The 25,942-nt window shown below is 71.0% G+C and carries 18 protein-coding genes and 1 pseudogene; 15 read left to right on the plus strand and 4 right to left on the minus strand.

Translation table 11 applies throughout. From position 1 onward, the window contains the following. The first annotated feature begins 12 nt into the window (after positions 1-12). Complete coding sequence (locus AB0G20_RS22445) at positions 13-918, plus strand: ADP-ribosylglycohydrolase family protein (protein WP_361305184.1); 906 nt, start codon at positions 13-15, stop codon at positions 916-918. Between the two features lie 365 nt (positions 919-1,283). Here AB0G20_RS22445 and AB0G20_RS22450 read toward each other — a convergent pair whose 3' ends face one another. After that, positions 1,284-2,831 carry an MFS transporter gene (locus tag AB0G20_RS22450; protein WP_361305186.1) on the minus strand — a complete coding sequence of 516 codons (1,548 nt, stop codon included), beginning with the start codon at positions 2,829-2,831 and terminating at the stop codon, positions 1,284-1,286. Between the two features lie 188 nt (positions 2,832-3,019). Here AB0G20_RS22450 and AB0G20_RS22455 point away from each other — a divergent pair, with 188 nt between their 5' ends. From AB0G20_RS22455 to AB0G20_RS22465, 3 genes are all read left to right on the plus strand, one after another. Next, complete coding sequence (locus AB0G20_RS22455) at positions 3,020-3,640, plus strand: TetR/AcrR family transcriptional regulator (protein WP_361305188.1); 621 nt, start codon at positions 3,020-3,022, stop codon at positions 3,638-3,640. Between the two features lie 150 nt (positions 3,641-3,790). Beyond that, positions 3,791-4,492 carry a ribonuclease HII gene (locus AB0G20_RS22460; protein ID WP_361305190.1) on the plus strand — a complete coding sequence of 234 codons (702 nt, stop codon included), beginning with the start codon at positions 3,791-3,793 and terminating at the stop codon, positions 4,490-4,492. A gap of 68 nt (positions 4,493-4,560) precedes the next feature. Continuing rightward, positions 4,561-5,190 carry a hypothetical protein gene (locus AB0G20_RS22465; protein ID WP_361305192.1) on the plus strand — a complete coding sequence of 210 codons (630 nt, stop codon included), beginning with the start codon at positions 4,561-4,563 and terminating at the stop codon, positions 5,188-5,190. A gap of 283 nt (positions 5,191-5,473) precedes the next feature. Here AB0G20_RS22465 and AB0G20_RS22470 read toward each other — a convergent pair whose 3' ends face one another. Together AB0G20_RS22470 and AB0G20_RS22475 are read right to left on the minus strand one after the other, a co-directional pair. Beyond that, positions 5,474-6,085, minus strand: coding sequence for a hypothetical protein (locus AB0G20_RS22470; protein WP_361305194.1), 612 nt, complete (start codon positions 6,083-6,085; stop codon positions 5,474-5,476). 313 nt (positions 6,086-6,398) lie between these two features. Continuing rightward, complete coding sequence (locus AB0G20_RS22475) at positions 6,399-8,564, minus strand: RecQ family ATP-dependent DNA helicase (RefSeq protein WP_361305196.1); 2,166 nt, start codon at positions 8,562-8,564, stop codon at positions 6,399-6,401. 141 nt (positions 8,565-8,705) lie between these two features. Between AB0G20_RS22475 and AB0G20_RS22480 the strand changes: the two genes are divergently transcribed. The 7 genes from AB0G20_RS22480 to AB0G20_RS22510 all read left to right on the plus strand — a co-directional run bounded on the left by AB0G20_RS22480 (position 8,706) and on the right by AB0G20_RS22510 (position 20,231). Next, on the plus strand, positions 8,706-10,478 hold the full coding sequence (locus AB0G20_RS22480; protein ID WP_361305198.1) for a DUF4192 domain-containing protein: 1,773 nt from the start codon (positions 8,706-8,708) through the stop codon (positions 10,476-10,478). A 626-nt stretch (positions 10,479-11,104) separates the two neighbouring features. Then, a complete protein-coding gene (locus AB0G20_RS22485) occupies positions 11,105-13,024 on the plus strand; it encodes a glycogen debranching N-terminal domain-containing protein (protein ID WP_361305832.1) in 1,920 nt (639 codons plus the stop codon). 129 nt (positions 13,025-13,153) lie between these two features. Then, positions 13,154-13,912, plus strand: a complete 759-nt coding sequence (locus AB0G20_RS22490; RefSeq protein ID WP_361305200.1) for an NUDIX hydrolase — start codon at positions 13,154-13,156, stop codon at positions 13,910-13,912. A 133-nt stretch (positions 13,913-14,045) separates the two neighbouring features. Then, positions 14,046-16,226 carry an ATP-binding cassette domain-containing protein gene (locus AB0G20_RS22495; RefSeq protein ID WP_361305202.1) on the plus strand — a complete coding sequence of 727 codons (2,181 nt, stop codon included), beginning with the start codon at positions 14,046-14,048 and terminating at the stop codon, positions 16,224-16,226. A 161-nt stretch (positions 16,227-16,387) separates the two neighbouring features. After that, positions 16,388-17,275, plus strand: coding sequence for an FCD domain-containing protein (locus AB0G20_RS22500; RefSeq protein ID WP_361305204.1), 888 nt, complete (start codon positions 16,388-16,390; stop codon positions 17,273-17,275). 425 nt (positions 17,276-17,700) lie between these two features. Next, positions 17,701-19,245, plus strand: a complete 1,545-nt coding sequence (locus tag AB0G20_RS22505; RefSeq protein WP_361305206.1) for an RNA polymerase sigma factor — start codon at positions 17,701-17,703, stop codon at positions 19,243-19,245. Positions 19,246-19,382: 137 nt separating this feature from the next. Next, positions 19,383-20,231 carry a serine protease gene (locus AB0G20_RS22510; RefSeq protein ID WP_361305208.1) on the plus strand — a complete coding sequence of 283 codons (849 nt, stop codon included), beginning with the start codon at positions 19,383-19,385 and terminating at the stop codon, positions 20,229-20,231. A 120-nt stretch (positions 20,232-20,351) separates the two neighbouring features. Here AB0G20_RS22510 and AB0G20_RS22515 read toward each other — a convergent pair whose 3' ends face one another. Further along, complete coding sequence (locus tag AB0G20_RS22515; RefSeq protein WP_361305210.1) at positions 20,352-20,582, minus strand: hypothetical protein; 231 nt, start codon at positions 20,580-20,582, stop codon at positions 20,352-20,354. Positions 20,583-21,024: 442 nt separating this feature from the next. Here AB0G20_RS22515 and AB0G20_RS22520 point away from each other — a divergent pair, with 442 nt between their 5' ends. From AB0G20_RS22520 to AB0G20_RS22535, 4 genes and pseudogenes are all read left to right on the plus strand, one after another. Continuing rightward, positions 21,025-23,148 (plus strand): DNA topoisomerase IV subunit B, encoded by a 2,124-nt coding sequence (locus AB0G20_RS22520; RefSeq protein ID WP_361305213.1) that lies wholly within the window; start codon positions 21,025-21,027, stop codon positions 23,146-23,148. Between the two features lie 190 nt (positions 23,149-23,338). Then, positions 23,339-23,707: pseudogene (locus AB0G20_RS22525) on the plus strand (response regulator transcription factor); the annotation flags it as partial. A 68-nt stretch (positions 23,708-23,775) separates the two neighbouring features. Beyond that, positions 23,776-24,333 (plus strand): DUF485 domain-containing protein, encoded by a 558-nt coding sequence (locus AB0G20_RS22530; protein WP_361305215.1) that lies wholly within the window; start codon positions 23,776-23,778, stop codon positions 24,331-24,333. Then, positions 24,330-25,922, plus strand: coding sequence for a cation acetate symporter (locus AB0G20_RS22535; protein ID WP_361305217.1), 1,593 nt, complete (start codon positions 24,330-24,332; stop codon positions 25,920-25,922). Before AB0G20_RS22530 ends, AB0G20_RS22535 begins: the two co-directional genes overlap by 4 nt. Positions 25,923-25,942: the final 20 nt, after the last annotated feature.

The raw sequence follows: 25,942 nt of genomic DNA on the forward strand, positions 1-25,942 counted from the left end.
AGTGGCAGGGCGATGACCGCTGATTCCTCCTCCGACGTGCGCCTGGACCGCGCCCTGGCCTGCCTGCGCGGACTGTCCGTCGGGGACGCCCTGGGCTCCCAGTACTTCGTGCCGGTGAACTACCCGCTGCTGAAGCGCCGCGAGGTGCCGTCGGGGCCGTGGCAGTGGACGGACGACACGGAGATGGCCGGCTCGGTCGTCGCCGTCCTGGCCGCCCACCACCGCATCGACCAGGACGCCCTGGCCCGCTCCTTCGCCGAGCACCACGACTTCGACCGGGGGTACGGCCCCGCGGTCAACCGCCTGCTGCGCCTCGTCCGAGAGGGCGGCGACTGGCGGGAACTCGCCGCCGCGCTCTTCAAGGGGCAAGGGTCCTGGGGCAACGGCGCGGCGATGCGGATCGCCCCGCTGGGCGCCTGGTACGCGGACGATCCGGAGCAGGCGACCCACCAGGCGGAGATCTCGGCGTACACCACCCATCAGCACCGCGAGGGCGTCGTCGGGGCCATGGCCGTCGCCGCGGCAGCCGCGTTCGCCGCCGCCCCCGACGGACCGCCCGGCGCCGAAGCCCTCCTCGACGGGGTTATCGACCTGGTGCCGAAGAGTGCCGTGGGTGCGGGACTCCGTCGGGCCCGGGACATGCTCGACTACGGCGATCCGGCCACGGTCGCGGCCGTACTGGGATGCGGGCGGCGTACGACTGCCCACGACACCGTGCCCTTCGCCCTCTGGTCGGCCGCGAGAAGCCTCGGCGACTACGAGCAGGCCTTCTGGACGACCGCCCAGGTGGGCGGGGACGTCGACACCACGTGCGCCATCGTCGGAGGCGTGATCGCCGCTGGGAAGGCGGGGACGCCGCCCGCCGAGTGGGTCGAGCGGACGGAGCCGCTTCCGGACTGGGTGCCCACGTCGGCCTGACGGCCGGAGCCCTCGGCCCTTCGAGAACTCTCCGTACGCATTGGGAACTCTCCGTGACCGGCCGCCCGTTGTCCTGACATCCGCTGTGCGAGTCGTCGAGGGCGCGCGCACTCCGGACGTCCGCGCGGGTGGCGCTGAGGGAGGTGGTCATGGAGGTTCTGCTCGCTGTTCTGATCCCCTGGTGGGGCGCTGTCACGCGCCGCGTGGGGCGCGCACGGGTGGTGGCCGGGCCGCTGCCCTCGCCGTCCGTCCCCCAGGCCCGCCCCGGCCATCCGCAGCCGGTCGCGAACCGGCTCGGCAACCGTCGGCGGGCCTGTGTCGTACCCGCCGGCGAGCCGCCGGCGCCGGTTCGCGGTGCGCTTGCGTCAGCCGAGTCCCGGTCCGGCCGAGCCGGAGAGTGCCTCCAGGTCGCTCTTGCGGACGCGGATCACCAGCCAGGCCGTGGCCAGGGCGAGGACGGCCATCGCCGCGGCCGGGATGAAGGCCGTCGAGATGCCCTGGGCCAGCACCTCGTGCCCCCACGGCGCGGGCAGCTGATGCGTCCTGGCGAACTCCGCCTTCTGCTCCGCGGTCCCGTCGGCCATGAACTGCGGAAGCTGCTTCTCCGCCTCGTCCCTGGTCGCCGTGCCGAAGACCGTCGTCAGGATGGACAGACCCAGCGATCCGCCCACCTGCTGTGTCGTGTTGAGCAGCCCGGACGCCGCGCCCGCCTCGTGCGGGGCGACCCCGGAGACGGCGGTGAGCGTCAGCGTCACGAAGTTCAGCCCCATGCCGAAGCCGAACACCAGCATCGGGCCGAGGACTCCACCGACGTACGAACTGTCGGAGCTGATGAGCGCTTGCCAGGCCAGTCCGATCATCGCGAGCGCGGAGCCCACGAGCATGAAGGGCTTGGGGCCCAGCACCGGCAGGAACCGCTGCGACAGACCCGCGCCGAGCGCGATCACGACCGTCACGGGAAGGAAGGCGAGCCCTGCCTGGATCGGGCTGTACCCGAGCACGTTCTGCACGAACAGCACGATGTAGAAGAACATGCCGAACATCGCCGCGGCCAGGCTCAGCATGATCACGTACGTGCCCGAGCGGTTGCGGTCGGCGAACATCCGCAGCGGGGTGATCGGCTCCTTGGCCCGGGACTCGATGATGCCGAAGGCCAGCAGCAGCACCACAGCGGCAGCGAAGGACCCGATGGTGAGACTGTCCCGCCATCCCTCGTCCGCAGCGCGGATGAAGCCGTAGACGAGGGATGCCATGCCCGCGGTCGAGGTCACCGCGCCCGCGATGTCGAAGCGGCCGCTGTGCCGTTCGGACTCACTGATGTAGAGCGGAGTGAGCACGGCTATCAGCACGCCGATCGGCACGTTCACGAAGAGCACCCAGCGCCAGTCGAGCCATTCGGTGAGCATGCCGCCCGCGAGCAGACCGATGGCACCGCCGCCGGCGGAGACCGCGGCGAAGACGCCGAAAGCCCGGTTGCGCTCCGGCCCCTCGGGGAACGTGGTGGTGATGAGCGCCAGCGAGGTGGGCGAGGCGATCGCTCCTCCGACGCCCTGCAGGACCCGAGCGGCCAGCAACTGCCAGGGCTCCTGGGCCAGCCCGCCGAGCAGCGAGGCGAAGGTGAACAGCAGAATGCCGGTCATGAAGACCCGGCGCCGTCCGAGGATGTCACCGGCGCGACCGCCGAGGAGCAGCAGGCCGCCGAAGGTGAGTGTGTAGGAACTGACGACCCAGGTGAGGTCGGTGGTGCTGAACTCGAGCGCGTCTTGAATGTGCGGGAGCGCGATGTTCACAATCGTCGCGTCGAGTACCACCATGAGTTGGCAGGCCGCGATGACGGTGAGCGCGATGCCGGGGCGTCCCTCCCGGCGTGCCGCACCTGGCTTCTGATCTTGGAGCAATGGAGAGGTTGTCACTATGGGTCCCCCACGAGTGCGTTAGTGAACGCTTGCGTTCACTGCCGCGTCAACGGTAGTGAGTCCCCGACAGTGAACGCAAGCGTTCACTTATGACGTCGTCGTTCGGTTCGTCCCCCCGTGTGGCCGTCCGGCGCGTCCCCCCATCCCCGGAATGCCCGCTTCCTCTGCTCGTTGGAGAGAGTCCGATGGTTACCCCCAGCTGGGCGGATGCCCCCGCTCAGACAGCCGCCCGCCGCCGCGGCGCGGTACTCGAACGCGCGATCCTCGACGCCGCGCTGGATCAACTCAGCACGGTCGGCTGGAACGGCCTGACCATGGAGGGCGTCGCCGCCGGCGCCCAGACCGGCAAGGCCGCGGTCTACCGGCGCTGGCCGTCCAAGGAGGATCTTGTCGCCGATGCCCTGCGCGCCGGGCTGCCGCAGTTCGACGCCGCCCCGGACGAAGGCAGCGTGCGCGAAGACCTCTTGGCGCTGTGTCTGCGAGCCCGTGACGCGATGTTCTCCCGCCCGGGTTTCGCGCTTCGCTCGGTGATTCACGAATGCGACACGGCTCAGGTCGAACGCTTTCATGGCGTGATCTTCGCGGGGGTCGTGGAGCCCACCATGAGGATGTTGCGGGAGGTCGTCGACCGCGGGATCGAGCGAGGCGAGGTGCGCCCCGAGGCTGCGAACGGCTATGTCTTCGACGCCATGCCGGCGATGATGATGTACCGCTCCAAGATGTGCGGCTGTGAATGGCAGGATCGTGAAGTCGAGGAGATGATCGACCAGTTGATGGTTCCGCTGCTGCGGCCGCACGGTTCCTGACGCTGCGGCGAAGGGGGGCTGATGCCGCCGCCGAACGGTGCCCGACGCTGCTGCCGGCCGGTGCTCGACGGGGGCTCGTGAGGGCGGCGACGCCGCCGGTGCGGACCGGGGTGTCGCGGGCGGTTCCGGGCGGCGTAATCTAGGGGCGCCATGCCGTACGAACCGCCTACTCACACCGTCGAGCGCTCCCTTCGAGCCACGACCGGAGCGAAGATCGTTGCAGGTGTCGACGAGGTGGGGCGCGGCGCGTGGGCCGGTCCCGTCACCGTCTGCGCGGCGATCACCGGACTGCGCCGTCCGCCCGACGGGCTCACGGACTCGAAGCTGCTCACCATCAAACGACGCACCGCCCTGGCCGAGGAACTGCGGACCTGGGTGACGTCGTACGCGCTGGGGCATGCCTCCCCGGAGGAGATAGACGCTCTGGGGATGACGGCCGCGCTGAGGATCGCTGCCGGACGTGCGCTGGACGCACTGCCGGTCCGTCCCGACGCGGTCATCCTCGACGGCAAGCACGACTACCTCGGTGCGCCCTGGCGGGTCCGCACAGTGATCAAGGGCGACCAGTCCTGCGTGGCAGTGGCCGCGGCCTCGGTGATCGCCAAGGTCCAGCGCGACAAAATGATGGCCGAACTGGGTATCGACCATGCAGACTTCGGTTTTGCGGACAACGCCGGGTATCCATCACCCGTGCACAAGGCCGCACTGGCGGAGCGGGGCCCCACCCCCTACCACCGGTTGTCGTGGGCGTATCTTGATGCGCTGCCCCAGTGGCGGCACCTCAAGAAGGTCCGCAGCTGGGCGGACGGAAGTGTTCCGGAAATCGAGGGTCAGCTCGGCTTCGATTTCTGACGGTTTCGTTCGCACGCATGCGCCACCCGCCGCCGCGGGCCGTACCAACGTTTGATAGATATCAACTCATGCCTCTCATTCCCGAGGAGCCTCAGATTCACGAGAGTGCCCAGGGTCCCCGCGCCACTCCGGCCAGCGGCCGCACCGCGCCGACCCCCCGTCCCGTACCCGGCCCCCGTCCCGCGGCTTCGTCGCGTCCCGGCCGCCCCGGCCCACTCCGGCCGGCGCCGCCGGTGCAACGTGCGCCGCGCGACGTGGCCGCCAAGCCCGCTCCGTCGGGTCCCGCCGCCGGTGCCGCCGCTCCGGTCACCCCGCAGATCCAGCTGATCCCGGCTTCCGTGGAGGGGGCGCTCGACGCCGCCGAGGAGGCCGTGGACCTGCTGCTGGACTCCGGTCGTGCCCCCGGCGACGTCCTGGTGATCACGACCGGGGAGCAGCACCCGTGGGCCGCCCACGAGCTGTCCTTCGGTGAAACCTCCTACTGGGCCCAGCACGACGCCGGCGACGACGTCTTCTACACGGACACCGCCATCGCGGCCCGCGCCGCGTCGCGTCCTGTGGTCGTGGTCGCCGTCAACGGTGGTCCCGAGGCCGCGGCCGTGAGCGCCCTGTCGCTGGCCCACTCCCGGGCGGGCGCCCTGCTGATCGTCTGCGGCGACCCGCAGCGGATCAACTCGGTGCTGGGCGCGGGTGTCTGAGCGGTGCCGTAGCGCCCGGTAGTGCGCCGGGGTGACTTCGGGCGCCGCTGTGGCGGCGTCGCGCGGCGGTCGGTTCACCATGCCCGCAGGGCGCGGGGGACCGTGCCTGCGTGGTGACCTCGCCCGGTCCGGTGAATGCCTCTGTGGCCGGGACGGACCGCCTGCTTGCGGCTCGGCCAGGGCAGGGTTCGAGGTGCTCGTTCCAACTGCCCGTCGTAGGAATCGTGGTGTGCCGTGCGACCTGGCGCGGGCCCGGAACCGTTCGGAACGGTCTGTCCGGGCCTCAGCGTGCAGCCGCTGCGCGGCGCAGCACTTCGGAGGCGCCGCCGGTGCGCGGTATGGGTGGCGGTGCTTCCGACGTGGCGAACGGCTCCGGTGCCGACGCGGAGTGAGGGCGGCGCCCGCCGCGGCCCTCGCCGAGGACCTGCCAGCCGTCACGGGTCAGCGTGATGTACGCCCCGCAGCGCAATCCGTGGAGGGTGCACGCGTCGCGCAGCCCCCACATCCACGCGCCGTCCTCCTCCGTCCAACGCGCGTCGCCCTCACGGCAGTAGAGCAGCACGGCGGTGCGTACCGGCGTGCGGCGGCGCAGATCGTGCGGGATGACCCGGCGCAGCTGCGAGAGCAGTGTGTTGCGGAACATCCAGCCGTCGGCCGGGGCTGAACGGCGCACGAACGAGGCGCTCGCCCGCAGCCGTTCGTCCGGGTCGAGCACGGCGACGACGGCGGTCGCCGGCTGCGGGTGGTGACGGGCGTGCAGGCCGCTGACGATCTCACGGGGATTGCGCAGGAGTGGGATCCCGGCGGTGGCCCATTCCGCGGGTTCGAGCAAGCGGTTGGCGGAAGCAGCGGACGTCGACGCCGCTGCCGAGGCCGGAGCGAATCCGAAGGTCACGGTCCTCCCTTCGGCTACGCGCCCACACTGCGGGCGGGGTCGGATTCCTGGGAGCGCGCACCGCAGCGAAGCCCTACCGGAGCGGCCGGCGAGCCGTGCGGGAGCAGACCTCAATTCTTCCTGTCGAACTTGAATGCGGCAACGAGCAATTGAGGCAGCCGACCGTTATCAGATGATACGCGGCTAATATCCCCACCGTGTGTGTCACCGGACCACCCATGGGGCGTTCGAGCACGACACGTTCGTACGTCATGGGGGTGTGCGCCGTCCAGAGGTGTGCGCCGGGGCAGCCGCCCCCGCCCCCGGGGCGCCGTCAGCCCTGCACGGCCAGCACCAGCGGCAACACCCCTTGCGCGCCGGAGCGTCGGAGGATGCGGGCCGCGACCGCGAGGGTCCAGCCGGTCTCTGTGTAGTCGTCCACCAGGAGGACGGGGCCCTGGGCCTCGGCGAGAGCGGACGCGAGGGCGGGCGGCACGGCCAGAGCGCCGTCGAGTGCCTTCAGTCGCTGGGCGCTGTTGCTCCGGGAGCCCGGGAGGGCGTCGCCGACGTACTCGACGGCGCCCAGCAGCGGCAGGCGGCCGATCTCGGCGATGCGCGCCCCCAGGGAGTTGATCAGCTGCGGTCGCGTGCGCGAGGCGACGGTGACGACGCCGGCCGGACGCGGCCTGCCGTCCGGCGCACCAGGGGCCCAGCCGCCAGGACCCCTGGCCCAGTCGGCCAGCACGCCCACCACTGCCTTCGCCACGTCGTCGGGCACGGGACCGTCAGGGGCCTGGGGCGCGAGCATGGGCCGCAGCCGGTTGCCCCACCCGATGTCCGACAGCCGTCCCAGCGCGCGTCCCGACGCGGCCTGTTCGCCGGCCGGGATACGTCCCTTGAGGTCCACTCCGATCGCCGGCAGCCCGGTGGGCCACATTCGGCGGGGCTCCACCTCGACACCTGCCCGGCCCAGGTCCACGCGAGCGGCGTCGAGCGCCTCCTCGGACGTGTCGGCGGCGAAGCGGGGAGCGGCGCAGTTGTCGCAGCGACCGCACGGCTTGGCGGCCTCGTCGTCCAGCTGGCGCTGCAGGAACTCCATACGGCAGTCGGTCGTCGACGCGTACGCGCGCATGGCCTGCTGCTCGGCCTCGCGCTGACGTGCCACCCACGCGTACCGCTCGGCGTCGTACGTCCACGGCTGTCCGGTCGCGATCCAGCCGCCCTTGACCCGTTTGACCGCCCCGTCCACGTCGAGGACCTTGAGCATGGTTTCCAGTCGGGAGCGGCGCAGCTCCACCAGGGGTTCCAGGGCGGGCAGCGACAGGGGCTTGTCCGTACGCCCCAGGATGTCGAGTGTGCGGTGCACCAGGTCTTCCGAAGGGAAGGCGAGCGACGCGAAGTACTTCCAGATCGCCTCGTCCTCCTTGCCCGGGAGCAGGAGCACCTCGGCATGCTCCACACCGCGTCCCGCGCGGCCCACCTGCTGGTAGTAGGCGATGGGGGAGGAGGGCGAGCCCAGGTGCACCACGAAACCCAGGTCGGGCTTGTCGAAGCCCATGCCGAGCGCTGAGGTGGCGACCAGGGCCTTCACCTTGTTGCCGAGCAGATCCTCCTCGGCCTGCTGACGCTCGGCGTTCTCCGTCTTGCCCGTGTACGCCGCGACCGTGTGCCCGCGCTGCCGGAGGAAGGCGGTGACCTCCTCGGCGGCGGCCACGGTGAGGGTGTAGATGATTCCGGATCCCGGCAGTTCGTCGAGGTGCTCCGCGAGCCAGGCCATCCGGTGCGCGGCGTCCGGCAGCCTCAGCACGCTCAGGCTCAGGCTGTCCCGGTCCAGCGGACCCCGCAGCACGAGGGCGTCCGAGCTGCCGCCGGTGCCGAGCTGTTCCGCGACGTCGGCCGTCACGCGCGCGTTGGCCGTGGCGGTGGTCGCGAGCACCGGCACACCGGGCGGGAGATCGGCGAGCATCGTGCGCAGCCGGCGGTAGTCCGGCCGGAAGTCATGGCCCCAGTCGGAGATGCAGTGGGCCTCGTCCACGACCAGGAGTCCGGTGGCGGCCGCGAGCCGGGGCAGCACCTGGTCCCGGAAGTCCGGGTTGTTGAGCCGTTCAGGACTCACCAACAGGACGTCCACCTCGCCCGCGGTGATCTCGTCCTGGACGGCATCCCACTCCTCGGTGTTGGAGGAGTTGATGGTCCGGGCGTGGATACCGGCCCGAGCCGCCGCCTCGACCTGGTTTCGCATGAGCGCGAGCAGCGGCGACACGATCACGGTCGGACCGCTGCCCTGCGCCCGCAATAGCGAGGTCGCCACGAAGTACACCGCGGACTTGCCCCAGCCCGTGCGCTGCACGACCAGGGCACGGCGTCTGTCGGCGACCAGCGCCTCGATCGCCCGCCACTGGTCCTCGCGCAGCCGGGCCTTTCCCGAGACGTCCCCGACGAGACGGGCGAGGACCGCGTCGGCCGCCGCCCGGAGTTCCGCGTTGCTCGTGTGCTCCATGCGTTCCATACAACAGGACGGCACCGACATCCGGAGCCGAGCACGGAGAGCTGGGGACGCGCAGGCCGTGGGTGACGTGTCCCTGATCGGACTTATCCACAGGGCCAAGCGGAGGTTTGCGTTCCGCGAGATCGTCTTCGCATGACGAACCACGGCGAAACGACCGGATCCCCTGAGAACGGTGACATCACCGGGCCCGATGCGCAGAGCGGGCACCAGAACGGTGAACAGGAGAAGAAGCGGAGCGACGCGTCCGGGCTGCACGCTCCCGGCCCTGCGTACGACAGTCACGGCGGCGAACACCAGGTCACCCTGCGCACTCCGGCCGAACTGGCAGACGCCCTGCCGTACCTGCTCGGATACCGCCCCGAGGACAGCATCGTCCTCGTCGCCCTGCACGACAGGGACGGACGCGGGCGGTTCGGAGGCCGGGCCCGGCTCGGTATCCCCGCGAGCGCGGACGACTGGCCGTCCGCAGCCCGGCAACTGTCCCATGGCCTCGTGACGGGCAGCGAGCGCCGAGGAGCCCGGCCCGAGTCGATGGTCGCCTTCCTGTGCCAGGAACCGCAGCAGGGCCAGACCGGCCGGCAGGTGATGGAGCGGCTCAGGCCTCTGGCACAGAGGCTGCGCGTCGAGTGCGGTTCCCTCGACGTGGTGGTGGTCGAGGCGCTGTGCATCTCGGAGGGCCGCTACTGGTCGTACTGCTGTGACAACGCGGCATGCTGCTCCCCCGAGGGAGCCCCCATGGGCCTGCCCGGCACCTCCGTACTGGCCGCGGCGGCCACTTACGCCGGTCTCCAGGTGCGCGGCACGTTGCGAGAGCTCCGGGCCCGGCTGCTGCCCTGGGAGAACGCCGCGGCCCTCGAGCAGGAGGCCGCCCTGGACGCCGCCAGCATGGCGCTGGTGCCGAAGATCCTGGACGAATCGGACCGTGCCGCCGTGGCCGACGAAACGCTGGAGCTGGCCGGGAGGACCCTGGCCCGCTTCGCCGAGGCGCAGCCCGTCTCCGGCATGCTCCTGGCAGATCTCCGCGACGACGAACTGCTCGGGCACGAGGACGCCGCCCGGCTGATCCTCGGCCTCCAGGATCGAGCGACCCGCGACCGGGCGGCCGAGTGGATGGAGGGCGACGCCGCCGCAGTCGCCCTTCGCCTCTGGCGGACGCTGGCTCGCCGCTGCGTCGGGCCCTACGGCGAACATGCCGCTGCGCCGCTCACTCTCGCCGGCTGGGTCGCCTGGTCCACCGGCGACGAACTGGAGGCCCGCGAAGCCCTCGCCATGGCTCTGGGTGCCGATCCCGACTACCTCTTCGCCCGCCTCCTGCACCAGGCCTGCAACGAAGGCCTCGACCCGGAGTCGATCCGCCGCTGCCTGCGAGCGGAGCGCGAAGGTCGCGGGAGTGCGGTGGCCGACCTCGTCGAAAGGCGGGCGGACGATGAGGAGTCTGCTGGACGCGAGACACCCGCGGCGACCGAGAGCGAGCCACACGACAGGCCCTCACCGGCAGCGGCGCCGTCGGACTCCGAGCCAGTCGGCAAGCCCTCACCGGCAGGGGCGACGCCCGAGTTCGGGCCATCCGACAAGCCCTCACCGGCAGCCGTGCCGTCACGCCGTCGCCGCCGCTCCCGTCCCGTCGGCACCACCGGCGCAGCCGTCGGCCGTACCGGCGCGGAAGACCGTGACATGGGAGCCCGGACTCCCCGGCGGCGCACGCCGGCGGGCACCACACACCCTGCCGGTGCTACCGAAACCGGCTCTCGACTGGGCCGTGCGATTACCTCGGGTCCCGCGCGGTCCGGCAGCGTGCGAACGAACGGCACGTGTGCGCGTACGCAGAAGAAGGCAGCCATGCCCTGCCGGGACACGGGCCAGGAAGGCGCACAGCCCGGCCGCGGCACGGACGGCGAGGAGTGAGCCTCCGCCCGGGCGGCCTTGAGGGACAGGGAGGGCCGGGCCACGGGCGTGACTCGGAGGACGCTCCCACCGTTCACCTGAGTGGCGGAACGGCTGAACGGGCCGTGACGCCGTACCGCCCCTGCTCCGTCGGAGCCCTTTGGCACCGGCGCCGACCCCGATCGAGGCGCACCGAGCGCAGAGGAAGCCTTCCCATGCAACAGCCGACTCCGCCCTCCGCCGCCGACGACCACCGCCCCCAGGGCGGGTCCTCACCATCCCTCGGATCGGGTGTCGTCCCGCCCGGGGCCGGGGTGCCGCGGGCGGGGGATCAGGTTGGCCCTCCGCGACCAGCGGCACGTGTCGACGGTTACGGGCCGAGGTTCCCCGGCAGCACGTCATCCCCCTCTGCCCCCACCGGCCCCGACTCGCGCCCGCTGTCTTCGCCGGGCCCCGGCCGATCGTCGCCCCGATGGGCGGGCCAGAGTCGTCGCCCTGGCGCGGGATCGGGGTACGGCTCAGCTTCATCGCCCTTCGCCCCGGGACGGACTTCGTCACCCATGGGGCACTCTTCCTCGCCACCGCCCCGGGGCGCCACGATCCCCGGACTGCGCTGGTCCGCCGACCTGCCACCCGCCCACACCGCGATGATCTGTGTCGCCCTTCCCGGCCTGGCCATCTCGACCGAGGAGGGACAGCTGAGCGGCCGTGGACTGGAGGGGTTCTACCGTGCCGGCCGACGCGTGCTCTCCCGGTGCGAGATCCGCGTCGCCGGACGAGTACCCCTCGCGGTCCAGGCCCGGATGGCCTCGGCCGACCGCGCCAGGTTCGTGGGCACACTCCGCACGTCACCGCAGGCGGGCCCGGACCCCGACGTGATCGTGGAACGCAACCGCTTCGCGGACGGCACGGAGCGGATCACCCTGCACAGTGCGGCTCCCCGCCCGCTGCGGCTGCCGGTCGAGATCGTCCTGGGCACGGACCTGGCCGACCTCGGGGCGATCGCCTCCGGCAGCGCCGGCCCCGAACTCCCCGCCAGCGTCCACGGCTCCGGCCTGCGCTGGTCCTGTGCCACCGGCAACGCGTCCGTCACGGCCGAACCGCCTCCCTCGGACGCCCTGGCCTCGGCCGGGCTGCTGCGGTGGGAGCTCGATCTGCCACCCGGCGGCAGCAGAACCGTGGAACTGCGGGTGCGACCGGACGGCGCCGGGCCCCTCCGAGCCGTGGGACGGGCGGCGACCAGCCCTCTGGCCGCCGCGCGTGCCGAGGGTGACGACCTCAGAGTCCCCGCCCTCCTGCGGACGAGTATCGAGGACCTCCAGGCCCTCCTCCTGCGTGACTCCGCGCATCCCGCCGACACCCACGTCGCGGCCGGGGCACCCTGGCGCTGCGGTCTGGCTCCCGCCGACGCGCTCGTCGCCGCCCGGATGGCGCTGCCACTCGGCACCGGCCTCGCCGCGGGAACGCTGCGGATCCTCGCCCGGACCCAACTCACCGGCCCCGGAACGCAGTCCGGAATGATCCCCGGCCCCAGACGGGACGCCGGGCCGCACCTTCCGCCGCAGTGCACCGGTACAGAGGCCACGCTGCTCTTCCCCGCCCTGCTCGCCGAGGCCCGCCGCTGGGGCCTCCCCGACCAGGAGACGGAAGAGCTGCTGCCCGCCGCAGAACGCTGCCTGGCCTGGCTGCGAGCCACCGCGGACGACGACACGTACCTGCGCGACCCGAACCCGGGCGGGCCCGTCCGCTGTGAGACACAGGCTCACGCCCACCGTGCCGCCCTGCTCGGCGCCGACCTGCTCGACGCCTGCGGCCGGACGGGGGGAGCGGCACTCCGGCAGTGGGCTCAGGCCTTACGGACCGCATTCCGGAAGGACTTCTGGGTCGAGGACCGCGGGGGCGGCCGGCCCGCGGCAGCCCGTACGCCGGACGGCAGCCCGGTGCCTCACCTGGGCGCGGCCACCGTGCACCTCCTCGACACGGGCCTGCTGGGCGGGGGCGAGCTGGCGCCCGGCCTGCTCGACAAGGTCCAAACCGAGAACCTTGCCCGGCTGCTCGGCAGCCCGGTCATGGACTCGGGCTGGGGCCTGCGTGGACTGGGCGCGAAAGAACGGGGATTCAATCCGTTCGGCCACCGCGCAGGAGCCGTACGGGTCCAGGAGACGGCACTCGCCGTCGCGGGGCTGGCCGCCGCCGGCTACGAGAAGGAGTCGAGTTCGCTGCTGCGCGGCGTACTGGCGGCCGCCGAGACCTTCGCCCACCGGCTGCCCGAGATGTACGCCGGGGAGCAGCGCACGGAAGGGAGCGCTCCCCTCCCGCACCCGGCAGCCTGCCGCCCCGCGGCCACAGCGGCGGCCGCCGGAGTCCTGCTGCTGACCACCCTCGCCGGCATCCGCCCCGACGCCCCGGCCGGGACGGTCACCCTGAGCCCCATGCGCAGCGCGCCCCTCGGAGAGATCGGCTTCACGGGACTGCGCGTCGCGGGCGCCCCGTTCTCGGTGCGGGTCAGCCGGCTGGGCCTCGCCATGGTCGAGGAGGCGGCCGACGGACTGCAACTGGGGGTGTGACATGCGGCGACGTGCCATTTCAGGACCGGGGGAGAGGCAGTCGAGTCCATACCGGACCGAAGTGGATCAGTAAGCGAAGGGACCGGCGAAGGGCGTGTTTATCGTCAGGCAGACGACTATGATCGCCGCATGCCCTACGACCCGTCAGCGTTTCCGCCCTTCGCCGTCACCGTGGACCTGGTCGTGCTGACCGTGCGCCGCCATGCCCTGTGCGCGCTGGCGGTACGCAGGGGCGAGCCGCCGTTCCAGGGACGTTGGGCGCTGCCCGGTGGCTTCGTACGGGCCGACGAAGACCTGGCGCAGGCGGCGGCACGCGAGCTGGCGGAGGAGACCGGACTGCGCGTGCACGACCCTTCCGTCCCGCCCCAGGACAACGGCGCACATCTGGAGCAGCTCGCCACCTACGGAGATCCCAAGCGGGACCCCAGGATGCGGGTCGTGAGCGTCGCCCATCTCGCTCTCGCCCCCGACCTGCCCGCGCCCAGAGCAGGCGGCGACGCCAGCAACGCGCGCTGGGCCCCCGTCGAGGAACTGTTGCAGCAGGGCGGTTACGGGCGGGACGCCGAGCCGGTCGCGCCGCTCGCCTTCGACCACGCGCAGATCCTCGCGGACGGAGTGGAGCGAGCCCGCTCCAAGATTGAGTACTCATCGCTGGCCACCGCCTTCTGCCCGCCCGAGTTCACCGTCGGGGAACTGCGCCGTGTCTACGAGGCGGTGTGGGGCGTGGCGCTCGACCCGCGCAACTTCCACCGCAAGGTCACGGGAACACCCGGCTTCCTCGTTCCCACCGGTGGGACGACCACACGCCAGGGCGGACGCCCGGCCCAGCTCTTCCGCGCCGGTGGCGCGACGCTGCTCAACCCCCCGATGCTGCGCCCGGAGGTGTGACCGTCGGGTCGGGCGCGAGCCTCGCCGGGCCCGGAACTCGACCCGTCCGCAGCCCGGTCATGGGTGATGGTCCTGCCCGAGGCAGGCCTTTGGGTGCCCGAAAAACCGGACATAGCGCGCTATCTTGCTGTGAGTGATCCAGGCCTTCGGACTGACCAGCAACCCCCGCAAAGAGCTCCCGCCCGCAGCCGACGACGTCTCCTTCGAGGCGCGGGCGGGCCGCATCACCGCGCTGCTCGGAGCGCCGGGCGCCGGCAAGACGACGGTTCTCAGACTCATGCTCGAACTCCAACAGGGTCGTGGCATCACCCACTTCCGGGGCCGTCCGCTGCACCGCATCGCCCATCCCTCGCGCGAAGTCGGTGTGCTGCTGGGCGACGTGCCCGGGCATCCCGCCCGTACGGTCCGAGGCCATCTGCGCATGCTGTGCGCCGCCGCGGGTGTCCCGGTCAGGCGTGCCGACGAAGTCCTCGAAGCGGTCGGGCTCGTGAGCCTGCGCGACGAACGTCTCGGCACCCTCTCCCGCGGCATGGACCGCCGCCTCGGCCTGGCCTGCGTCCTCCTGGCCGACCCGCACACCCTCGTCCTCGACGACCCGGCCGACGGGCTCTCCGCCCGTGAGAGCGCCTGGCTGCACGGAATGTTGCGTGCTCATGCCGCTCAGGGCGGCACGGTCCTGTTCACCACGGCCGACCCCAAGGGGGCCGCGCGCACCGCCGACCGCGTCGTCACCCTTGAGCAGGGCAGGCTCGTGGCCGACCAGGAGGCCGCGGAGTTCTCGCGCACCCGCCTCCGCCCCCGTGTCGCCGTGCGAAGCCCGCACGCGGCCCGCCTGGCGGTTCTCCTGGCCAAGCAGGCCCGCACCGCGCAGCGCTCCGTAGAAGTCGTCCGAGAGGGCGGCAACCGCCTTTCGGTGTACGGCGGTACGTGCGCGGACATCGGCGAGATCGCGTTCCGTCACGGCATCGTTGTTCACCAACTCGCGGACGAGATCGGAGACATGGGGCCCGGTGCGGGCCTCGCTCAGGCAAGCGGGCCGCGTGACCGAAGCCTCGTCGAGGCAGGGCGCGTCACCGACACGCACGGGACGGCCTTTGGGCCCCGGCCCGGAGTACCGGCACCGTCGATCGACCCGTCGAGGCCGTTCGTAACAGACTCGAAGGCCGACACGTCCGAACCGCGGCCCACGCTCGAGCCGCGATCCCCATCGGACGTACCGGAGCCGGTCACGAACGAGTCGTCGCCTTCCTCCGGAGACGCCGAGGCCGTCGCGACCGAACCGCTGCCCACACCTGAGCCGCGATCCCGTCCGGAAGCACTGGAGCCGGTCGCGGACGAGCCGTCGCTCTCCTTCGGGCAACCGCAGCTGCCCGACGCCGAGCCGCAGGAGCTCTCGGACGGCTCCCCAGCCAGCCACTCGAGCAACGGTCCTCCGGCGGCGACCGCGCCGTCCCCGCCCCGGGGGCCACGCCTCACCGGCGCCCGCACAGCTCGCACCCTCGACGCACTGTCCCCTCTGCCGCCCCCCATCTCCGTCCGCCCCGCTCCCAGCCCCCTCCGTCCCCTCCGCTACGAGATCCGCCGTGCCGCAGGGATCGGCACCGGGTTCCTGACCGCGGCCGTCGTGCTCGCCGTGTCCGCCGTGACCGCCGTCGTGCTCGCACGCATCGGGCACACCCCGCAGCCGCGCCTGCTGGCCGCGTGGCCGCAGGAGCTGCCCCTGCCGCCCGCGGCGCTGGGCGCGGGGCTGCTCGGCGCGCTGGCCTTCGGCGACGAGTTCCGCCACCCCGCCCTGGCGGCGGACCGCGGCACCGTGCCCCGCCGGCTGGGGCTGCTGGCCGCCAAACTCCTCGTCTCTTCCGTCACCGCGCTGGTGCTGGCCGTCCTCACCATCGGCTGCGACGCCGAAGTGCTCTATCTCGTCTACGGACGGGAGCTCGCCCAGGTTCCCGCCGACTGGTTCCCGCTGAGTGCGAGTTGGATCGGGCTCGTGGTCGGCTGTGCCTGGGCCGGTGTCCTCGCCGCGGGCGTCTTCCGGTCCACCACGGCCGGGCTCGCCGCGGTGGCCGCCGTCCCCCTCCTCGTCGTACCCGTCGTGCACAAGCTCGTGAACGGACCGTCCGTGCGAACCGCGGCCGGACTCCCCATGCGGCTGCGAGAGGCCCTCCTGCCGCGGTGGCCCTTCGGGGGAGAGCGCTACCTGGAGGCCGCTTTCAACGTGATCTCCCAACCCGTCGGCGGGGCACTGACGTTGTCGCTGACCGCGCTGCTCTGCGCGTATCTGCTCACCACCCTGCGCAGCAGGCTCCGATGACGACTGTCCGTAACCCTTAGTCCGGCCATGCGCACAACTCCCCGCAGAACGCCCATTTCTTTCCGATAAGGCGTCAATTGCGACGGGGTGAGCGATCACCCTTTCGTGTGCTTTTCACCAAAGACCTCAAGGGAGTTGGAGACGGCGCCGACAAAGGATGCGTGAGTACCCTTGCGCACACCATGATGACCGCCGCCCGCTCCGCTGACTCCGGCCTCGCGAGCCCGGGCGAACTCGACCGCTACCCGTACGCCGAGGCGCCCGCCGTCGACCGCGTCGGGATCCCTGCCTGGGACGGCGGGGACCCCGAGCTGGGCCGTGTGGGCCGGCGCGCCGCGGGTAACCGCGGACGCGGGCTGCACGGCCAACTCGTTCAGCAGCTGGGTCAGATGATCGTCTCCGGCGACCTGGGCGCCGACCGCCCGCTGGTGCCCGAGGAGATCGGTCAGCGGTTCGAGGTCTCCCGCACCGTCGTCCGCGAGTCGCTCCGCGTCCTGGAGGCCAAGGGCCTGGTGAGCGCCCGTCCGAACGTCGGCACGCGCGTGCGCCCCGTCAGCGACTGGAACCTCCTCGACCCGGACATCATCGAGTGGCGGGCCTTCGGGCCGCAGCGCGACGACCAGCGCCGCGAGCTGAGCGAGCTGCGGTGGACGATCGAGCCGCTCGCCGCCCGCCTCGCCGCCGGGCACGGGCGCGAGGACGTCCAGCAGCGCCTTGCGGACATGGTCGAGATCATGGGGCATGCGATGGCCCAGGGTGATGCGCTCACCTTCTCCCGTGCCGACTCGGAGTTCCACTCGCTGCTCATCCAGGTCGCGGGCAACCGCATGCTCGAGCACCTCTCCGGGATCGTGTCCGCGGCCCTTCAGGTCTCGGGTGGCCCGATCGCGGGCTGTGACCGGCCGAACGAGGCGTCCCTGGCGCACCACGGCCGCATCTGTGACGCCCTCGCCGCCGGCGACGGAGCGGCGGCCGAGACGGCCATGCGTCAACTTCTCACGGTCCACCCCGAGGTGGAACGGGTCGTGCCCGCCCCGCGCGAGCACTGACCGCGTTCCGCGGGCGGCGCGGCCGGGTGTGCCACCCCCCTCCTGTGGCAGTGCCTGATCGGTGATCCGCCTCCCGTCGGACCCCGTGGGATCCTTGTGATCCTGCGGGGTCCGACGGCGCGAAGGGGCCAGGGCCCGGCAGGGCGGCCGGGTCGGTGCCGTATGTGACCCCTTCTGGATGCGTCTGACCGTTTTTGTTCGCTTACGGGGTGTGACTCGGGCCACGCGGATTGGGCGTAACGCTCGCGGGAAGAACGCGATGACCTAAGAGGTGACAGCCGCGGAGGGAATACGGACGCCGTTCACGGCGCTGTGAATCTTCCCGGCCCCGCCCGCGCCGTCGGCCCACCCCCAAGCCGGCGGTCGGCTCCTGTCCACTGTGGACGGGGCCGGAAGCCGTTTTCCAACGTTCCGAGAGGTTGTTCGTGTCGGCCAGCACATCCCGTACGCTCCCGCCGGAGATCGCCGAGTCCGTCTCTGTCATGGCGCTCATTGAGCGGGGAAAGGCTGAGGGGCAGATCGCCGGCGATGACGTGCGTCGGGCCTTCGAAGCTGACCAGATTCCGGCCACTCAGTGGAAGAACGTACTGCGCAGCCTCAACCAGATCCTCGAGGAAGAGGGTGTGACGCTGATGGTCAGTGCCGCAGAGCCCAAGCGCACCCGAAAGAGCGTCGCAGCGAAGAGTCCCGCCAAGCGCACCGCCACCAAGACGGTCGCGGCCAAGGCGGTGACCACCCGGAAGACCACTGCCACGGCCACACCGGCGGCGCCCGCCGCCGAGCCCGCCGTCGAGGAGGAGGAGGCGCCCGCCAAGAAGGCGGCTGCCAAGAAGACGACCGCCAAGAAGGCGGCCGCGAAGAAGACTGTCGCCAAGAAGACGGCGGCCAAGAAGACCGGCGCCAAGAAGGACGACGCCGAGATCCTCGAGGAGGAGGTGCTCGAGGAAGCAGCTCCCGGCAAGGCCGGCGAGGAACCCGAGGGCACCCCCGAGAACGCGGGCTTCGTGCTGTCCGACGAGGACGAGGACGACGCCCCCGCCCAGCAGGTCGCCGCTGCCGGTGCCACCGCCGACCCGGTCAAGGACTACCTCAAGCAGATCGGCAAGGTCCCCCTGCTCAACGCCGAGCAGGAGGTCGAGCTCGCCAAGCGCATCGAGGCGGGTCTGTTCGCCGAGGACAAGCTGGCCAACGCCGACAAGCTGGCCCCGAAGCTCAAGCGCGAGCTGGAGATCATCGCCGAGGACGGCCGCCGCGCCAAGAACCACCTCCTGGAGGCCAACCTCCGTCTGGTGGTCTCCCTGGCCAAGCGCTACACCGGCCGCGGCATGCTGTTCCTGGACCTCATCCAGGAGGGCAACCTCGGTCTGATCCGCGCGGTCGAGAAGTTCGACTACACCAAGGGCTACAAGTTCTCCACGTACGCCACCTGGTGGATCCGCCAGGCGATCACCCGCGCCATGGCCGACCAGGCCCGCACCATCCGTATCCCGGTGCACATGGTCGAGGTCATCAACAAGCTCGCGCGCGTGCAGCGTCAGATGCTCCAGGACCTGGGCCGCGAGCCCACCCCGGAGGAGCTGGCCAAGGAACTCGACATGACCCCCGAGAAGGTCATCGAGGTCCAGAAGTACGGCCGCGAGCCCATCTCGCTGCACACCCCGCTGGGCGAGGACGGCGACAGCGAGTTCGGTGACCTCATCGAGGACTCCGAGGCGGTCGTCCCGGCCGACGCGGTCAGCTTCACGCTCCTGCAGGAGCAGCTGCACTCCGTCCTGGACACCCTGTCCGAGCGCGAGGCGGGCGTCGTCTCGATGCGCTTCGGCCTCACCGACGGTCAGCCGAAGACCCTCGACGAGATCGGCAAGGTCTACGGCGTCACGCGTGAGCGGATCCGCCAGATCGAGTCCAAGACCATGTCGAAGCTGCGTCACCCGTCCCGTTCGCAGGTGCTGCGCGACTACCTCGACTGAGCGAGGTCGTACGACGCGGAAGGCCCGGTTCCCCGAGGGGGACCGGGCCTTCGCCGTGCCGCCTCGCCGCGGGTGCGGGGTTCCACGGCGTGGATCACTCTGGGTCTCCCACGGACACCACGGAGTGAGGAGTGTGTATGCGTCGCCGTCTGGCACGAGCTCTGGTCCTGCCGCTGGCCCTGGCAGCCGCAGTACCTGCCCTGTCAATGGGCTCCAGCGCCCCTGTGGCCGCCGACAGTCTGGTCATAGGTGGATTTCCCGTCGAGGCCTCTCAGAGCCCGTGGACGGTCGCCCTGTCCAGTCGTGACCGGTTCGGAGGTATGCGCGCGGGGCAGTTCTGCGGGGGCGTGGTGGTCGGCGGCACGACCGTGCTCACCGCGGCCCACTGCCTGGACGAGGACGTCCTGGGCGGGCCGCCGGAGCGCGTACGGGACCTCAAGGTCATAGCCGGACGCACGGACCTGCTCTCGGGCCGCGATGGCCAGGAGATCGCCGTGCGCCGTACATGGGTGAATCCGGCCTACGACGGTGTCAGCAATGCCGGGGACTTCGCCGTGCTCACTCTCGCCGAACCGCTCCAGGGTGCCTCGATCATCACCATGGCGGCCGACGGTGACCCCGCGTACGCGGCGGGTGGCACCGCGACGGTGTACGGATGGGGCGACATGTCGGGCGCCGGCGAGTACCCGGACAGTCTGCGGGCGGCGCATGTGCGGGTGCTCCCCGATGCACTCTGCGAGGAGGCGTATCCGGGAGGTGCCGACGGCACCTACGACGCCAGGAGCATGCTGTGCGCCGGGGAGGCCGAGGGGGGCCGGGACGCCTGCCAGGGCGACAGCGGGGGGCCGCTGGTGGCCCAGGGGCGCTTGATCGGACTCGTGTCCTGGGGGATCGGCTGTGGCCGGGCCGGCAGCCCCGGGGTGTACATGCGAGTGTCCGACATCATGCGGACCCTCGGCTGGACCCGTGCCTCGGAAGGTGTGTGAGGCGTCCGGCGGAGCCTGAACCGGCTCGGGAGACGAGGACGGGCGGCTGTCTCTGGTGACCAGAGACAGCCGCCCGTCCACCGGCCTGTGCCGGGCTGGCTCGTCGTCGGACGCGAGGTGTCAGCGCTCTTCTTCGGCGACGTTCGCGGGAGCGGACGTGAGCCGCTCCGTCTCGTCCTGTATCTCAGCGGCGATCTTCTTGAGTTCCGGCTCGAACTTGCGGCCATGGTGGGCGCAGAAGAGCAGTTCGCCGCCGCTGAGCAGTACGACGCGCAGGTACGCCTGGGCGCCGCAGCGGTCGCAGCGATCAGCGGCCGTCAGCGGGCTCGCGGGGGTCAGAACAGTAGTCACGTCGCCTCTTCTCTAGCTCGACGAGCTGTCGTACCAGGGTCAACATCCAACCAGCCCCAAAACGTTCCCGCTCGTGGCTTTTCCTCGAAAGAATCTTTCCGAGGCGGCTGTCTGCTGCCGGTTGGCGGCGAATGTGCCGTATTGCGTGTCTATGTGTCTTACGGGGCTTCGCGTCGTATCGGTGGTCGGTCCTCCCGGCTGGGTTGCCGGTTGTTCATGAGGACGTGCCCGGAGCCTAAATGGTTCATGCCTGGAAGGGAACGTGATGTGTGCTTCACTCCATCGAGGGATCGAACATGCATACGAGTCTGGACTAGGCTGAGTTTCCGACGAGGGTGGCGTTACAACGGCTCTACCAGGGCTCGGTACCCTCTCACCGGTGACTGAAGCCGCGCCCTTACCCACGAGGGCCCCATCTGAAATTCAGCGAGGAGCGAACCGCGTGACCGCCGAGACGTCCGTGCCGTCCACAGCTCTGCTGGCAGGAGCCGACCGGGACGGTTCCAACTACACCGCGCGGCACCTGCTCGTCCTCGAGGGGCTCGAGGCCGTGCGCAAGCGCCCGGGTATGTACATCGGGTCGACCGACAGCCGTGGTCTGATGCACTGCGTCTGGGAGATCATCGACAACTCCGTCGACGAGGCCCTGGGCGGGTACTGCGACCACATCGAAGTGATCCTCCAGGACGACGGCTCGGTCGAGGTCCGGGACAACGGCCGGGGCATCCCGATCGATGTCGAGCCCAAGACCGGCCTCTCCGGTGTCGAGGTCGTCATGACCAAGCTGCACGCCGGCGGCAAGTTCGGCGGCGGCTCCTACGCCGCCTCCGGCGGTCTGCACGGCGTCGGCGCCTCCGTGGTGAACGCCCTGTCCGCCCGACTGGACGTCGAGGTGGACCGCGGTGGGCACACCCACGCGATCAGCTTCCGGCGCGGCGTCCCCGGCGCCTTCGCGGGGAACGGCGCCGAGGCCAAGTTCGAGGCCAAGAGCGGCCTGCGCAAGGCCAAGAAGATCCCCAAGAGCCGTACCGGCACGCGTGTGCGGTACTGGGCCGATCGCCAGATCTTCCTCAAGGACGCCAAGCTCAACCTGGAGACGCTGCACCAGCGCGCCCGCCAGACCGCGTTCCTGGTGCCCGGCCTGACCATCGTCGTGCGCGACGAGTACGGGCTCGGCGAGGGCGGCAGCAAGGGCGAGGAGTCCTTCCGCTTCGACGGCGGAATCAGCGAGTTCTGCGAGTACCTGGCGAACGACAAGCCGGTCTGCGACGTCCTCCGCTTCTCCGGACAGGGCAGCTTCAAGGAGACCGTCCCCGTCCTGGACGACCACGGCCAGATGACGCCCACCGAGGTCACCCGCGAGCTCGGTGTCGACGTCGCACTGCGCTGGGGGACGGGCTACGACACGACGCTTCGGTCGTTCGTCAACATCATCGCCACGCCCAAGGGCGGCACCCACGTCGCGGGCTTCGAGCAGGCCGTCGCCAAGACGATGAACGAGGTGCTGCGCACCAAGAAGCTCCTGCGCGTCGCCGAGGACGACATCGTCAAGGACGACGCCCTGGAGGGCCTGACCGCGGTCGTCACCGTGCGCCTGGCCGAGCCGCAGTTCGAAGGCCAGACCAAGGAGGTCCTCGGAACCTCGGCGGCCCGCCGCATCGTGAACAACGTGGTCACGAAGGAACTCAAGGCGTTCCTGACGTCCACGAAGCGCGACGCCGCCCAGCAGGCCCGTGTCGTCATGGAGAAGGCCGTCGCCGCGGCCCGTACGCGCATCGCCGCCCGGCAGCACAAGGACGCGCAGCGCCGCAAGACGGCCCTGGAATCCTCCTCGCTGCCCGCCAAGCTGGCCGACTGCCGCAGCGACGACGTCGACCGCAGTGAGCTGTTCATCGTCGAGGGCGACTCCGCGCTCGGCACGGCGAAGCTCGCCCGGAACTCCGAGTTCCAGGCGCTCCTGCCGATCCGAGGCAAGATCCTCAACGTCCAGAAGTCGTCCGTCACGGACATGCTGAAGAACGCCGAGTGCGGCGCGATCATCCAGGTCATAGGAGCCGGCTCGGGCCGGACCTTCGACATCGACACCGCCCGCTACGGCAAGATCATCATGATGACCGACGCCGACGTCGACGGCTCGCACATCCGCACCTTGCTGCTGACCCTGTTCCACCGTTACATGCGCCCCATGGTCGAGGCCGGCCGGGTCTTCGCGGCGGTGCCGCCTCTGCACCGCATCGAGATCGTCCAGCCGAAGAAGGGCCAGGACAAGTACGTGTACACGTACTCGGACCGCGAACTGCGCGACACGCTCATGGAGTTCCAGAGCAAGGGCATCCGCTACAAGGACTCGATCCAGCGCTACAAGGGTCTCGGTGAGATGGACGCGGATCAGCTGGCGGAGACGACGATGGACCCGCGCCACCGCACCCTGCGCCGGATCAACCTCTCCGACCTGGAGGCCGCCGAGCAGGTCTTCGACCTCCTCATGGGCAACGACGTGGCGCCGCGCAAGGAGTTCATCTCCAACTCGGCGGCGACGCTGGACCGGTCGCGGATCGACGCGTAGCCGCTGCACCGGGCTGTTGCCGGGTACGGCCGGTGGTTTGCCGACCCGGCGGCCCGGTCGGTGCCCGCAAGGGCCCGGCATACGTGAGGCTCCTGGGTACCGTTCCGGCCGTGCCGAGGCGTCTGTCCACCCCCGGGTGGAGAGGCGCCTCGGCCGGAGATCCACCCGTTGTTCCCGGCGCTGGCTGCGGGCGCGCGGCTATCTCACCAAGGACGCGGACGGCGACCAGATCGTGCGGGCCGTGCACAGCGTGCTGTCGGGAGACGCGGGCCTCTCACCGGGCATTCAGCGGCGTCTGCTGGAGCCCCTGGCGGAGACCGAGCCCGGACCGCCCGCGCCCCCTGAGCCGCCGGACGGACTCACCGCCCGGGAGACGGAGGTGCTGTTTCTCATCGCCGAGGGGCTCAGCAACCCGGAGATCGCCCGGAGACTGCATGTGTCCATCGCAACCGTGAAAACCCACATCAACAGCCTCTTCACCAAGACCGGGCTCAAGGATCGTGCGCAGGCGGTGCGTTACGCCTACGGGAAGGGACTCGTGCGGCCACCAGCGGGTTAGTCACCTGATGGGGTGAAGAGCGAGGCGAAGAAGAGTCTGGGATCTTCCCGTTCTGTCCATCCTTGGGCATGCAGCCAAGCAAGGGCCGTCCCCGCGGTGGCGAGGCCGGTCAGGAGAGTTGGGTCGAGCCTCTCGACGGTCATGAGCCGGAGCCGGCCGAGGAGGCCGGACAGCTCAGGTACGACGATCCCTGGTACGACGCCCTCGCCTCCGGCTGGGGTGAGTCGGCCGGTGACGGGGCGCATCATGCGGGAGTTCCCTCGGCGCGGACGGAGGGCGAGACGGGGGCCGCGGCGGCCGATGTGTACCTGGAAGTGCAGCGCAGTGCGGCCTTTCAAGAGGTGCGGCGGCGGTACCGGAGGTTCGTGGTGCCGGCGTTCGTGGCCTTCTTCGCCTGGTACGTGGGCTACGTCGTGGCTGCCACGACCGCGCCGGAGCTGATGGCGCGGCCCGTGGCGGGAGCGGTGAACGTGGCGATGGCGGCGGGGCTCGGGCAGTTCCTGTCCACGTTCCTGCTCACCTGGGCGTACGCACGGCACGCGCGGTTGCGCAGGGACCGGGCCGCGCTCGAACTGCGCTGGGACACACAGGAACTGACGCGGGGCGTGAACGGCGGTCTGTCGTGACGGGGGAACACCAGACGCTGGCGCTGCTGCTCTTCAGCGCGTTCGTCGCGGTCACGCTGGGGATCACCACGTGGGTCAGCCGCAACCGGCGTGGCTCGGCGGAGGAGTTCTACGCGGGCGGACGGCTCTTCTCACCCATGGAGAATGGTTTTGCCATCGCCGGCGACTACATGTCGGCCGCCTCCTTCCTGGGGGTCACCGGGCTCATCGCGCTGTTCGGTTACGACGGGCTGCTGTATGTCGTCGGGTTCCTCGTGGCGTGGCTGGTGGTGCTGTTCCTGGTAGCCGAACTGGTCCGCAACTGCGGCCGGTTCACGCTCGCCGACGTCGTGGCGGCCCGGATGAGGGAGCGGCCGGTGCGGATCGCGGCGGGAACCTCCTCGGTCACGGTGTCCGTTCTGTATCTGGTGGCGCAGATGGTCGGCGCGGGCAGCCTGGTGGCACTGCTGCTCGGGGGTACGAGCGACGCGGCGCGGGCCTGGACCGTCATCGGTGTGGGCGCGCTCATGGTGATCTACGTGTCGTTGGGAGGGATGCGGGCGACCACGTGGATCCAGATCGTCAAGGCCGTTCTGCTGCTCGGCGGCACCATCGCGCTGACGGTGCTCGTCCTGCTGCGCTTCCACGGTGACGTGGACCGGCTGCTGCTCACGGCGGCCGAGCGCAGCGGGCACGGCGAGGCGTTTCTGGCGCCGGGGCTGAAGTACGGCGGGGACTGGACGGCCCGCTTCGACTTCATCAGTCTGGGGCTGGCTCTGGTGCTGGGTACGGCGGGGCTGCCGCACATCCTGTCCCGCTTCTACACCGTGCCCACCGCGCGCGCCGCCCGCCGCTCGGTCGTCTGGGCCGTCGGGCTCATCGGCGGCTTCTACCTCATGACGATCGTGCTCGGGTTCGGCGCGGCCGCCATCCTGGGACCGGACGCGGTACGCGGGTCGAACGCGTCCGGGAACACGGCCGTTCCGCTGCTGGCGCTCGATCTGGGCGGTGGTGCGGGATCCACCGGGGGGACGGTTCTCTTCGCGATCGTCGCCGCGGTCGCCTTCGCCACGATCCTCGCCGTGGTCGCCGGCATCACGCTCGCGTCCTCGGCGTCCGTGGCCCACGACCTGTACGCGTCCCTGCGGCGCCGGGGCGGGAAGCCGCGCAGTGAGGTGGCGGTGGCCCGAGTCGCGGCCGTCGGCGTCGGCGTGGTGGCGATCGCGCTCGGTCTGCTGGCGCGGGATCTGAATGTGGCGTTCCTGGTGGGCCTGGCCTTCGCCGTCGCCGCGTCGGCGAACCTTCCGGTGCTGCTCTACTCCCTGTTCTGGCGCGGCTTCACGACACGAGGCGCCGTGTGGGCCGTCTACGGCGGTCTGGTTCCGGCCGTGGTGCTCGTGGTGCTGTCCCCGGTGGTCTCGGGCAGCCCCGACTCGCTGTTCCCGGGCATCGACCTCCAGTACTTCCCGCTGCAGAACCCGGGCCTGGTCTCGATCCCCCTCGGCTTCCTCGCGGGCTGGCTGGGCACCGTGACCTCGACGGAGGTCCCGGACGAGGCCAAACACGCGGAGACCGAGGTGCGGTCGCTGACGGGTGCGGGAGCGGCGTAGGGGCGGCGCCTCGGTGCCAC

The organism is Streptomyces sp. NPDC024017 (genome assembly GCF_040638895.1).
Taxonomy (GTDB): domain Bacteria; phylum Actinomycetota; class Actinomycetes; order Streptomycetales; family Streptomycetaceae; genus Streptomyces.